Here is a 12,381-nt window from a genome sequence, read left to right on the forward strand (position 1 = left end):
TTCAGGTTTCTCAGGGCTTCATGGATCTTCCCTCGGGCGCAACCTGAGACTGGATTGCCATTATAGCTGATGCAATTCCGCCCACATAATTATGAAATATCCTCAAAGTACAGTGTATAGCTACTCTCAAAGCCTTATTTAGGCAAACAACCGCTACTGAACATATACCTAGAGCGCAGTATTCTCTTTTAAGTGATCTGAACTCTCACCTTTCTCAACCATTGAGCTGTCTCCTTAATGGAGGCAAACATGCCTTTTCCAGATAGTGCCCTCCCCATCAATCCCACGAAAGCTCCCGGCTCTCCAGATGAGCGGGAACACTTCGATCCATATCCGGATAAAAGTCCTATTACGGACGAACCTCCCGAAGAAGAACATCCTGGGAAGTCATATCCTCCAGAGAAGGAAGCGCCACCTTCCCCGCAAGGCGAGCCGCCCGCACTTCTCGATGGTCCTGAAAATTCAACCAATCAGGTTTGGAGTTTCTTTGAACCGCAACTCGTGGCGAGCATCTGATAATGCCCCACGAGCGAGCGCGAGGATCCTGCGAGGCTACTCCTTGCGCCGAAGACTGGGGGAGACACGACAGGAATAGTCGCGTCCTTCCGCTTATCAATACTGATCCTGTATCGCTGAGCAGGCAATTCCTATTTTGGCAAAAGCTAAGAATTGTGGCGATCCCCGTGTGTAATGAACAAGAACATATTATCCCCTGCCTTCTCGCCCTGGCGGCGCAGAAGCACCTTCCGCACAGGGTCGTTCTCTGGATCAACAACACAACCGACGAAACTGATAACCGGGCGCATTCTCTCGCCCACCGCCTGCCATTCAAACTGGAAACTGTGACGGTTTCCTATCCTCCTTCCATAGCGAGTGCCGGTCAGGCACGACGTGACGCCATGGCATATGTCGCCAAAACTGCGTCTTCTGATGCGATTCTTCTGACTACGGATGCCGATAGCGAAGTTGCAGGTGACTGGATTGATAGTATTCTCAAGGCTTTTATTCAGTACCCTGTTGAGGCAGTTTTTGGACGCGTTCTCCTTCTTCCTGAAGAATACAGAAAGATTCCTCCTCATCTTCACGAGGATGAAAAATTGGAGCGGGCATACGGTGCAATTTTGGACCAGATTGGACTTCTGGCCAATCCCGAGCCGCATGACCCTTGGCCCCGGCATCTGGAACATTCAGGCGCCAGCATTGCCGTAACCCGTGAGGCTTGGAACAGGGTCGGCGGAATTCCCGGCGTTCCTTCAGGAGAGGATAGGGCATTCGCCAAGGTCCTGCGGCAGAACGGCATGGCGATTCGTCATGCCCCGCAAGTGAAGGTCTATGTCTCCGCACGTCTTCAGGGTCGCGCGCGTGGCGGAATGGCGGAAACTCTGGCGCGTCGCCTGATCGCCCAAGACGAATTTATTGACGATGCCTTCGAACCTGTCTCCAGACGCCTGCTGAGACTTCGAAGAGAACGGACATACTGGCAGAGCCAATCTTCTTGCCTCGATATTTCCTATCCCGACCTTCCTGTAGTCTGCATCCGCAGAAACGATCTGCAGCAACATCATGAACGGGCCCTCAGGGTACTCAAGCGCCTTCGCCAGCTAAAACAGCGTTTACCGAAGAAGTTCCCGATCGAGACAGCCGGTCAATACGATATCCCTTTCCCTGCTCTGACAGCTCCGGAATCCAGTGTTTTTCACGACAGGCCCTGATGAAGTGCTCGGCCGCCTCATCACCCGTGCATGGCGTATCGGTCTGCCCTGTCCAATTTACGATCAGGATATGCCCTTCAGATTTCAGGCTCTCCATGACCATGTCGGCCAGTCGACGGATGTCTTTTGGAGAAAGGAAGTAAAGAAGCTCGGAAATAAGAACGAGGTCGCAGCCCGCGGCTTCCGCAACTGGATAATCCGCTGGCAGGAAAGCCGCCAGAAATCTGACGTATTTCTCCGCGCGACAGCGCTGTCTTGCAATAACAAGTGCACTTTCGGAGGCATCGACTGCCAAAATGCGTGCGCAGTGTTTTGAGAGTGCTAACGTTCCAACACCAATCGCACATCCGAGCTCCACGGCAAAAGAAACAGGAAAGGCAGGAAGACATTCCAGAACCCGTGCCAGCTTTCTTTGTTCATACGGACTTTTTTCAAAGCCCCACGGATCGGGATTATTCTGAAACAGACGCTCAAAGACTTCCGGTTTCCATGTCTCGTTACTCATGATGCAATGAAGATTTCATAGGGAAGCAGCATCTTTTCCATCAGATGTTCAGGAAGAACAAAACCGCTTGGGTCATCGTCGACGACAAGCCCCCTCTGGCTGCGATGGGCCTGAATGGCCGCGCGTTTCCTGCCTAAAAACTTCCCTATATCAAGCCTCCATCCTGTGAGGAGATCCCCGTTGATCTCCATTTCGGGTGGTAGGGTCAGACCCCAGACGGGATAAGCCAGCAGCCTCAACTGCGGCACCAGAACCTTCAGCTTTTGCCCCATCAGCCAGACAGCCTCGTGATCGCAGTGAGGATCGCAGCGCCATGGCGTCAGAACCGTCTGACACTCATAACGCTCAACGATCTCAATGAGGTCGTGAACGGCAGCTTCAAAGCTGTCGCCTTGTGTTGGAACGGCTGAGTCCTGCAACCCCATAAAGAGCAGCCGGTCGGAAGAAAGCCCTAGTACTGTCGCGGCCTCCCAGCTTTCTTCCTGACGAAGCCGAGCCATCCGCCGGGGCGGCCATGTCACTGAATTACGATGCGACGCAGAGCCGTCGGACACAATCACCACCACCGGCGGGTTTCCGTTCTTCACCGCAGAGGCAATAAAGCCCCCGCAACCCAGACTCTCATCATCCGGATGCGGGGAGAGGACGAGCGCCGTTTCAGGTGCGATCGTCTCAAGGGGCGCTACCGGAAACTCCGCGAAATGTCGAAGCACATCCCGGACTTTCATGAGCAATCCTCCGGCCAGTCATGCATGACAAACCATGCCGCACCTTCGGTCAACGCCTCGTCCGGAGCGGGCTGGCGCAGATAAGTCGCCAGATCCCGCATGATCTGCTCGACCGCTCGCCCTCTTACAAAGGCCGAAAGGCCCAGACCGCGCTGCACCAGTGTAATCATTTCCAGGGCCGCGCGCTCAACGGCCAACCGCGCCAGATTGACAGTCGCTGTGACCTCCTCAGGGGGCATCTCCAGACAAGCACACGCAGCATGAGCGGCCTGCCTGACCCAGAGGGAGGCCGTCTTCTGAAAGATCATCGCGTCACCAATCCGGCAGAGCTGATGCGGGTTGTGGGCCCGCTTCCGGGCCAGAAGTTCTTCCCTCAGCAAATCGACCAACCGGTCCATAGCGCCAAGCGCGACGGCCGATCCGCGCCATGCTCCCGCGGAAAACTCAGGCTGCCGCAGATAATCTCCCGCCGCCCCCAGAATATCCTGAGCAGAGACCGTCAGCCCGGTAAAATCATAAGCACCCGTTCCGCTTGCCTGCATCCCGGTCAGCTTGCCCGGACCTGGCCGTCTGCGAGCGGCATCCGTAGTCGGCACGAGGAGCATGACCGACTCTTCCTGCTCGGTCGTTGCCGTGATCAGCGCAAGACCAACCTCATTGACGCCGCTGGCAAATCCCTTGATCCCGGAGAGCCTATAGAGGCCCCCTTCCTTCCGTATGGTCACAGGAGGGTCCCCGTCTGTGACCCATATCCCGGCCAAAATTCCTTTTTTCGATGTTGTGGCCAACGTGTGACGCTGCTCTTGCGTGCCATACAGCCCCACGAGACGAACAACATTCACATGTCCTTCAAGACACCGTCCCAACGATAAGCTTAAATAACCCGTCCGCCGCAGAAGCAACGAAAGAAGATCTCCACTGTCGGAAGAAGAAACCAGCCCAAGCCCTCCTTCTTCCAACGGAAGGAGTGCATCCAAAGCACCGGTCTGTCTCAGAGATCTCAGGAGGTCGGACGGAAACAGATTTTCTTCTGACGTGAAGGGTCTGACTTTCCAGTCTGCGAACAGATGCATAAGTCTGGCCTTAAAGGCAGAATCTTTCCCGTCGGCCCCTCCATGACCAGAATTTGACATGTCCTGTAGCCCTTCCGCGCAGCCCGATATGGGAAACGTCCAGAAGTCGATCAGGGATCCTTGTGAAAATAATATCGCCGGTCACTATTCTGCGCGAATAAGGCAGACGCATCACCCTGAGATTAGCCCCATCTCATGCCCCCTCAGAGGAAGGCGAATGCGTCTCCGGCATGCCCCATGCAAACAGGCAGGCTACAGCAGCCGCTGTCAATCCCAAGACCACGAATGTCGTGTTGAACCCGTAGCCTGATGCCAGAGCGCCACCTGCGAGATTGGAAAGTAACGCCCCGATCGTTCCCAGCGCCAGTCCCAGTCCGATGAGAAGATTGCTTCGTCCGCTTCCAGAAGCAATGTCCGAAAGGATAGGATAGCATAGAACAGCACCAGAATGATGCCAGACGAAAGCCCGTCGAGGATCTGGACCAGAGTCAGCGTCGGCCAGCCTGCGCTCAGGACCACAAGACCGTCCCGAATAGGTTGCAGGACCAGCGCGAAAACAAACAGCGGTTTGCGCGGCCATTGAGAAGCCTTTTTGCCCACGAAGAAGGCCACAGGTGCCATGGTGATCTGGGCCACGACGATACAAATGGCCGTCACGATTGCCGGATCGCCCAGATGGAAAAAAGCATAACGCTCGATCATCAGCTGGACCACGGCGCCATTGGCGACATTGAACAGGAGATAGGTCGCCAGAAAGACGGCCAGTCGCGGTTCGGAAAGCAGCTTACAGACAGCCCCCAGGGTCTGGCGCATTGAGGCGGCATCCCGTGGCTGTTCCGAGGGGGCATCGGCCCGGGCTGAAAACCCTCCAATCATAAAAAGACTGGCCGCCGCGAGTCCTCCCACACCCCAAAGAGGAGCCACCGGGCCCATCATCCTGCCCAGCAGACTCATCACAAAACCGGACGACGCATTGCCCAGATGATTGAAGGACTCATTACGGCCCATGCGCTCAATATAGCCTTTGGCCCCCGCTGTATGATGGCTGATGGCGGCAGGACGGGCGTAAAGAGCGCGCCTGCCCCGCCCGCGATGAAATGCGCCAGAACAATCGGGTAAAACAGCGGTGCCCAGGCCATCACAGTGACGGACATGAATGTCACGGCACAGCACACAGCGAGCATCAGACGGCGGCGCGGAAAAATATCCAGAGCCCACCCACCTGCGAACCGTGCCAGAACAGCTCCAAGACCGCCCGCAGCAATCGCCGCACCAATCCGGTTTGAAGGCCAGCTCTGTATCGTCAGAAACGCTGTCAGGAAGTTTCCCAGATTGTCCTGAACATCCGCCAGAAGAAAGCTCAGTCCGTCGAGGGCAAGATCATCCCTTTGGTGCCGTGTCTGCTCTTTGTTTTTCGTCACCGCAATTCCCGTCAAGATCTTTTCAGAAGCCGGACAGACGTCGAAACTCTGCCGCTTCACTATTGAACGGCCAGATCACGGTCGTGTTACGAAAATGTCTTAAGAAATCATCTTTTCCGCCGTGCCCCGCGGCCTTTCGTAGTTCCTTTCGTATGACGGGTGATCTGTGCCCGGAATTATTGGGGTTGCGGTGAAACTTGACGCCGCTGCGCCTCTTACAATCTGACAAACCTGAAGAAATAGCGCTGAACGGAGCGATTTTCGATGCCTGACATGCTCGCCTCCAGCTCCTGCCGTCTCCGGATCAACGGAGAGCCCTATGTTGATGAAATCCCGGCCTGTGTGACGTTACTGGACCTTCTTCGGGAGCGTTTGGACCTTACAGGAACGAAGAAAGGCTGCGATCACGGCCAGTGTGGGGCCTGCACCGTACTCGTAGATGGCAAACGGGTGAAAAGTTGCCTCATTCTGGCTGTCTCAATCCCTGGCGCCGAGGTGACGACGATTGAGGGCTTGGGCCGGGACGGCAAAAAATACATCCAATGCAACAGGCATTTATCGACCGAGATGCCTTTCAATGCGGATACTGCACACCAGGACAGATTATGTCAGCGGTGGCACTTCTGGAAGAAGGGCATGTCCACACTCGCGAGGAAATCCGCGAATTCATGAGCGGCAATCTCTGCCGTTGCGGCGCCTATAATGGCATTATAGATGCCATCGAGCAGGTTGTTGCCCAGCAGCAGCAAGACAGGGCTGGAGAAGCCGCATGAGACAGTTCTCCTATTCCCGCCCCAACACACTTGACGCAGCGCAACGCATCCCAGAGCACACGCGTTACCTAGCAGGAGGCACCAACCTCATCGACCTCATGAAATCGGACGTCGAACGCCCCAAGCATGTCGTTGATCTCAATGCCCTGTCCATGAGCCAGATCGAGGAACGCCCTGATGGCGGTCTGCGCCTCGGTGCCCTCGCCACCAATGCCGACACCGCAGCCCATCCGCTTGTCAGAGAACGATACCCCCTGCTTGCCTCCGCCATTCTGGCCGGTGCCAGCCCTCAGATCCGTAACAGGGCCACCAATGGCGGCAACCTGAACCAGCGCACGCGCTGCCACTACTTCTATGACCCTGATATGGCCTGCAACAAGCGCTCTCCCGGTACGGGATGTTCCGCCAAAGGCGGACGCAACCGGATCATGGCCATCCTCGGCACCAGCGAATCCTGTATCGCCACGTTCCCGTCAGACATGTGCGTGGCCCTTGCAGCCCTGAACGCAACGGTCAACCTCACTGGCCCTGAAGGCGAGCGCACTGTTCTCCTGCGCGACTACCACCGCCTCCCACAAGACACACCCTGGCAGGACAACATCCTGCGCACCGGTGAAATCGTCACGTCCATTGATCTGCCGCCACTCAGCTTCGCTTCCCATCACACCTACCTCAAGATCCGCGACCGACAGTCTTTCGCCTTTGCGATCGTGTCCGTCGCAGCCGGCCTGCAAATGGAAGACAATACGATCCGCAAGGCTTTCATCGCCATGGGTGGCGTCGGCACAAAACCCTGGTGCGTCCCGGAAGCCGAAGCGCTCCTTGAAGGGAAAACACCTTCTCTTTCCCTGTTTCACGGCGTCGCCGAGCGCCTTTTGCAAGGTGCAGTCACCGACCGCGATAACGCCGCCAAGCTGAAGCAGGCTCCCCGCGTAATTATCAGGGCCCTGTCGCAGGCCGCCGCTGGCACGCCCCAGTCCCAGACGCAAAAGAACACCTTCTGAAAGAACCTGGGTATGACTCTCCATTCAGTAAAAATTGGACAACCCATTTCCCGGATTGATGGCCTCGCCAAGGTGACGGGACAGGCCCGCTATGCCGCCGAGCCGCATCCTGCCGGCATGCTGTATGGCTTCATCGTCAACAGTGCCATCACGCGCGGTCGGATCGAAACAATCTAGGAAGAGGCAGCCCGATCGGTACCCGGTGTGGTGGAGATCATGACGCATCTTAACCGCCCACGCACTGCGCTTTTTGAAAAATCGTATGTCGACGGTCTGGGCGCCCCGGCTCTCCTTACAGGCCGCTTCATGAGGCGAAAATAAACTTCAGCGGCCAGCCCGTCGCCGTCGTCCTCGCGGAAACATTCGAAGCCGCCCGTGAAGCGGCCATGCTTCTCGAAGTGGATTACGAGCGCTGGCCACATAACGCGGATTTCGAGGCCTCCCTGCATCAGAAATACATGCCAGACAAAACCCGCAGCAATTACGTGCCGCCCAAGTCACGCGGAAATGCTGCCGAAGCCTATGCTCTCAGCCCCATCAAGGTCGAAGGGCGCTATCACCTCGCCCCCGAGCATCACAACCCCATGGAGATGCACGCCACGACCGTTATCGTCGAGGAGGACGGCACCTTCACGGTCTGGGACAAGACACAGGGCCCGCAATCTGTACAAACCTACCTGACAAGCGCCCTGTCCCTTTCAAAAGATCAGATCCGTGTGCTCAATCCCTATGTCGGGGGGGCATTCGGCTCGGGCCTGCGCGCTCAGCACAATGTTTTTCTCGCAGTTCTCGCAGTTCTCGCAGTTCTCGCAGTTCTCGCAGTTCTCGCAGTTCTCGCAGCGAAAATGCTGGATCGTTCGGTCCGTGTCACCCTGACGCGCCAACAGATGTTCACCCATGTCTTCCGCCCGGAAGCCGTTATGGATATCGCCCTTGGTGCCCAGCCGGACGGCACGTTGCAGTCCATGATCGTCAATGGCGTGACGGACACATCACGCTTTGAGCACAACATGGAAAATCTCGTGATCTGGGGCCTGATCAATTACAAATGCCCCAACGCTATGGCCGATTACAAGGTGGCCCCACGCGACACCTATACTTCCAGCGACATGCGTGCCCCCGGAGCCGCCACAGGCGTCAATCTCTTTGAAATGGCCATCGACGAAATGGCCTATGCCTGCAACATGGATCCGCTGGCATTTCGTCTGCACAACTATTCCGATATCGACGCCATGCATGACATGCCGTTGACCAGCAAGGCATTGAAAAAGGCCATGCATGAGGGCGCAGAGTGCTTTGGCTGGCAAAACCGACCAATGGCACCGAAAAGCATGCGGGAAGGCAGGGAACTGATCGGCTGGGGCATGGCAACAGGTATCTGGGACGCAATGTTCTCCCCCACATCGGCACGCGCCACACTGACTGGCGATGGACGTCTGCATATCGCAACCGCCGCCTCCGACATCGGAACAGGAACTTACACAATCCTGGCCCAGACGGCGTCTGAAGCATTCGGTATCCCCATCGAGATGATTGATATCGAACTTGGCGATTCAACTCTTCCGGAATGTCCGACTGAGGGTGGTTCATGGACAGCCGCCTCAGCTGGAGCTGCGGTCTGGCTTGCCTGTCAGAGCCTGCGCGAAAAGCTTTTCAAAGTGCTGGGGAAAAGCGGAAACATCTCCGTCTGGCTGACAGAAGGGTTGTCGAACAACACTACAGTTCTGCAGGACGGGTTCCTCCAAGGTGCGGACGGGAACGAGACCCTAAGGTTGCCCCTGTCCGAAGCGATGTCTCTAACGGGACAGGAAAAGCTTGAAGTCGAAGAAACCGCGAAGCCGGGGCTTCGTGGGACCATCAGCCAGATGAGAAAGGCCCGTTTCACCCACAGTGCCGTTTTCTGCGAAGCCCGCGTGGATGAGGAACTCGGTATCGTGCGTGTGAAGCGGCTGGTCAACGCTGTTGCAGCCGGCCGCATCATGAACCCCAAGACGGCTGCCAGTCAGGTCCGAGGTGCGATGGTTATGGCGACCGCCATGGCGCTCCATGAAGAGTCCCTGATGGACGAACGCGTGGGGCGCTTCATGAACCACAGTTTTGCCGAGTATCACATCCCCTCCCATGCCGACATTCCGGACATGGATGTCATTTTTGTCGAGGAACAGGATCAGGAAGTCAGCCCGCTCGGGGTCAAGGGCGTAGGGGAAATTGGCATGTGCGGTACGGCGGCAGCCATTGCCAATGCAATCTTCCATGCAACGGGTCAACGCCATCGCAATCTGCCGATTATGTCGGGAAACTGAGCCTCGAAGCTTCTTGGGCCTGAACAGGCCAAAGAAGCTGGCACCAACAGCCAGGAATCGGCCATCGATTTATTATAGCACAAATCACGTAAAGTGTTTGCCCGGCTACGAGAGACCTGTCTTCGCTCGCCAGATAAATATAGGCTGCCACAAATTCCAGCCGCGCCTAACATCACCTCATCAGTGCATCTTTCCCCAGATCGGCAACTATCTGCGGATCACCCCAACAATCGAGGCAGTTTGTAGCGGGATATAACATCGTCTGTTCAAGGATTATCTCTACCCAAAATTACGAATGGTGCTCGTTAATTTTTTCAATCGTCCTGAGATGCTTACCTCTCTCTTATGATTTGCTATTTTTATTCTGAATTCTGGGACAGATGCGCTCGTAGCGCGTCGATGAAAACGCGGATCCTTGAGGAGAGGCTTCGGTGCGCTGCATAGACAGCATGGGCTTCTACGGTTTCTGTCGTGAATGTTGGAAGAAGCCGTATCAGGGTGCCACGCTCAATGGCAGGTCGCGCGAGAAAATCTGGCAACCGCCCGATCCCGGCGCCATGTTCAAGCAACACCTGTAAAACGGCAGGCTCCGGCACGACGGACCCGTCAGGGACAGAGACGCTATGCTCGCGTTTCTGCATATCTTGGAAACGCCATATCGCGGGTTGGGCTGTCCACCCGAAAAGTACGTGACTGGCTAGATCTGCGGGCGTATCGGGTGCTCCCCGTTGAGCAAGATAGGCGGGGCTGGCACATGGCCATAACGCAATCTGACCAAGCTTGCAGGCGATCAGATCCGAGTTCGGCATCGTACCGATACGAATTGCGACGTCCACATCTTCCCGAGCAATATCCACGAAGCGGTTTTCGGTATCGAAATGCACATGTATTTCGGGGAAGCGTTTGAGGAAATCAGGAAGCATCGGTGCTACAAGTCCAAGCGCAAAGGTCATTGCGGCATTGATCCGCAAGACCCCGCGAGGCTGTCCCGTTACATTATCAAGCGCCGCTTTCGCCTCATTCAAATCGTCCATAACACGACGCGCATAGGGCAGAAGCATCCGCCCCGCTTCCGTCAACCGGAGAGCCTGCGGGCTACGTTCAAACAGCTTTGCTCCAATGATGTTTTCAAGACGAAGGAGCGCCCGGCTGAGGGATGATTTTGAGGTGCCCGTTGCACGCGCTGCCCCACTGAGGCTCGTGGCGTCCGCGATATGGACAAAGCAACCGAGATCATCAGAATTCATTGAAATCCGTTCCATAAGTGAGACGTGATGTCTACGATAAGATGGCTGCGTTTCACAGAAGGAACGGCCTATCCTTTGATTTCAATGAGGAAACGGATATGCCAAAGCCAATTATTCTGATCACAGGCGCCACTGGACAACAGGGAGGTGCTACAATCCGCGAGATGATGCGTCGCGCAGAACGGTGGCATATCCGGGCACTGGTTCGGGACCTTCAGGCGCCAAAAGCGATGGTCCTGGCAAAACTTGGTGTGGAACTGATGCAAGGCAATCTTGATCACGAGCACTCTCTTCGAACAGCGCTACGCGGGGTTCATGGGGTGCTGTCCGTCCAGTCTCCCATGAAAATCGGGCCTGCCGGGGAGGAGCGCCAAGGCAAATTACTGGCGACGCTGGCAGCGCAAAGTGGTGTCCGCCATTTCGTACAGTGTTCCGCCGGCGGAGCAGAGCGCAGAAGTGGAGTACCTCATTTCGAAAGCAAGTGGGCCATTGAGAAACATATTGCAGCACTGGGCCTGACGGCTACCATTCTTCGACCTGCGGCTTTCATGAAGAATTTTTCCATCTTTATGTTCCGCACTACAATGCTCTCAATGATGAAAACCTATCTGGCTCCCGAACAGTCCATGCAGCTTGTTTCGGCCAAAGATGTCGGGTGGTTCGCAGCTGAAGCTTTTGAGAAAACAGACATTTTTGCAGGTCGTCGTATCGAACTGGCGGGCGATAACGTCACCTTGCAATCTGCGTCCTCCATTCTTAGGCGCTCGGGTCTGCGCCCTGCAGTGTCCTTCAAAATCCCAACTCAGCTTTGCGCACGGCTACCAGAAGACTTCCGCCTCATGTTCGAATGGATTGCAAGCGACGGATTTCACGCCAACATTCCTGACCTCCGTCATGAGCATCCGGCCCTCCTGACGTTGCGGGACTGGGCGCAAAATTAGGCTTCTGGCGTGGTAGCTATCGCGTTCCTGCCGGCGGGCAACGGCAAAACTCCTTTTTTACCGTGATAAATCCAAGACCTAATCCTCAAAGCCAGAACATGACGGTTGCAGCGAGGCAGATGGCGCACAAGAAGCCGGTCGGACATCTGTCGTAGCGGGTTGCGACCCGCCGCCATTCCTTGAGCCTTCCGAACATGATCTCGATGCGGTTGCTGCGTTTGTATTTCCGCCTATCGTATTTGACAGGTTTTCGCGAGATTTCCCGTCTTGGAATGCAGGGCTTTCTCCCTTTCTCTTCCAGAGCGTCCCTGAACCAGGCGGCGTCATTACCCTGTTCTCCCAGCAGGGCAGCGGCACTGGTATAATCACTGATCTGCCCTGCTGTCATGAAGAGGCTCAGCGGTCGTCCGTTCTGATCGGTGGTCGCATGCAGCTTCGTGTTCATGCCGCCTTTGTCCGTCCGATCACTCGCCCTGGATCCCATTTTTCAACGGCAGGCTCGAAGCCGTGGAATGCGGCTTGAGATACGTCACATCCAACATAATAGTCTGGGGCTCTGCCTCGCCAGTAGCCAGGCCATCCATCATGCGGGCGAAGATCCCCATGACGCTCCAGCGGTTGTACAGCGTCTTATGTGGACCGTACTACCGAGGCGCAGATGCTCCGTCTGTTCA

Annotated in this window: 9 protein-coding genes and 4 pseudogenes; 6 read left to right on the forward strand and 7 right to left on the reverse strand. The window is 56.0% G+C overall.

Annotated features, from left to right (window positions below; translation table 11 throughout):
- The first annotated feature begins 249 nt into the window (after nucleotides 1–249).
- Entirely contained in the window at nucleotides 250–516 is a 267-nt protein-coding gene (locus GAL01_RS13720) for a hypothetical protein (RefSeq protein WP_231865300.1), read from the forward strand.
- A gap of 152 nt (nucleotides 517–668) precedes the next feature.
- Nucleotides 669–1,712, forward strand: coding sequence for a glycosyltransferase (locus tag GAL01_RS13725; protein ID WP_306417709.1), 1,044 nt, complete (start codon nucleotides 669–671; stop codon nucleotides 1,710–1,712).
- A 73-nt stretch (nucleotides 1,713–1,785) separates the two neighbouring features.
- On the opposite strand, the pseudogene GAL01_RS13730 reads toward GAL01_RS13725, so the two are convergent.
- The 5 genes and pseudogenes from GAL01_RS13730 to GAL01_RS15850 form a co-directional block, all read right to left on the reverse strand.
- Nucleotides 1,786–2,217 (reverse strand): annotated as a pseudogene (locus tag GAL01_RS13730) (class I SAM-dependent DNA methyltransferase); the annotation flags it as partial.
- The gene (locus tag GAL01_RS13735) at nucleotides 2,214–2,945 is read right to left on the reverse strand and encodes a PIG-L deacetylase family protein (RefSeq protein WP_082790697.1); all 732 of its coding nucleotides are present in this window, start codon (nucleotides 2,943–2,945) and stop codon (nucleotides 2,214–2,216) included. The gene GAL01_RS13735 and the pseudogene GAL01_RS13730, both read right to left, overlap by 4 nt.
- The gene (locus GAL01_RS13740; RefSeq protein ID WP_062029559.1) at nucleotides 2,942–4,078 is read right to left on the reverse strand and encodes an acyl-CoA dehydrogenase family protein; all 1,137 of its coding nucleotides are present in this window, start codon (nucleotides 4,076–4,078) and stop codon (nucleotides 2,942–2,944) included. Before GAL01_RS13740 ends, GAL01_RS13735 begins: the two co-directional genes overlap by 4 nt.
- A gap of 207 nt (nucleotides 4,079–4,285) precedes the next feature.
- The gene (locus GAL01_RS15845) at nucleotides 4,286–4,831 is read right to left on the reverse strand and encodes a hypothetical protein (RefSeq protein ID WP_197458980.1); all 546 of its coding nucleotides are present in this window, start codon (nucleotides 4,829–4,831) and stop codon (nucleotides 4,286–4,288) included.
- Between the two features lie 140 nt (nucleotides 4,832–4,971).
- Entirely contained in the window at nucleotides 4,972–5,439 is a 468-nt protein-coding gene (locus tag GAL01_RS15850; RefSeq protein ID WP_197458981.1) for a hypothetical protein, read from the reverse strand.
- 264 nt (nucleotides 5,440–5,703) lie between these two features.
- Here GAL01_RS15850 and GAL01_RS13750 point away from each other — a divergent pair.
- The 3 genes and pseudogenes from GAL01_RS13750 to GAL01_RS13760 all read left to right on the forward strand — a co-directional run bounded on the left by GAL01_RS13750 (nucleotide 5,704) and on the right by GAL01_RS13760 (nucleotide 9,519).
- Nucleotides 5,704–6,212, forward strand: a pseudogene (locus tag GAL01_RS13750) ((2Fe-2S)-binding protein).
- Entirely contained in the window at nucleotides 6,209–7,216 is a 1,008-nt protein-coding gene (locus GAL01_RS13755; RefSeq protein ID WP_062029562.1) for an FAD binding domain-containing protein, read from the forward strand. Before GAL01_RS13750 ends, GAL01_RS13755 begins: the two are co-directional and overlap by 4 nt.
- Nucleotides 7,217–7,228: 12 nt before the next feature.
- A pseudogene (locus GAL01_RS13760) lies at nucleotides 7,229–9,519 on the forward strand (xanthine dehydrogenase family protein molybdopterin-binding subunit).
- A gap of 359 nt (nucleotides 9,520–9,878) precedes the next feature.
- Here GAL01_RS13760 and GAL01_RS13765 read toward each other — a convergent pair.
- Nucleotides 9,879–10,766 (reverse strand): LysR family transcriptional regulator, encoded by an 888-nt coding sequence (locus GAL01_RS13765; RefSeq protein WP_062029564.1) that lies wholly within the window; start codon nucleotides 10,764–10,766, stop codon nucleotides 9,879–9,881.
- A 41-nt stretch (nucleotides 10,767–10,807) separates the two neighbouring features.
- Between GAL01_RS13765 and GAL01_RS13770 the strand changes: the two genes are divergently transcribed.
- A complete protein-coding gene (locus GAL01_RS13770) occupies nucleotides 10,808–11,707 on the forward strand; it encodes an NmrA/HSCARG family protein (protein ID WP_231865302.1) in 900 nt (299 codons plus the stop codon).
- Nucleotides 11,708–11,792: 85 nt separating this feature from the next.
- On the opposite strand, the pseudogene GAL01_RS13775 reads toward GAL01_RS13770, so the two are convergent.
- Nucleotides 11,793–12,351: pseudogene (locus tag GAL01_RS13775) on the reverse strand (IS5 family transposase); the annotation flags it as partial.
- Between the last annotated feature and the right edge of the window lie 30 nt (nucleotides 12,352–12,381).

This window comes from Gluconobacter albidus, from assembly GCF_002723915.1.
Classification (GTDB): domain Bacteria; phylum Pseudomonadota; class Alphaproteobacteria; order Acetobacterales; family Acetobacteraceae; genus Gluconobacter; species Gluconobacter albidus.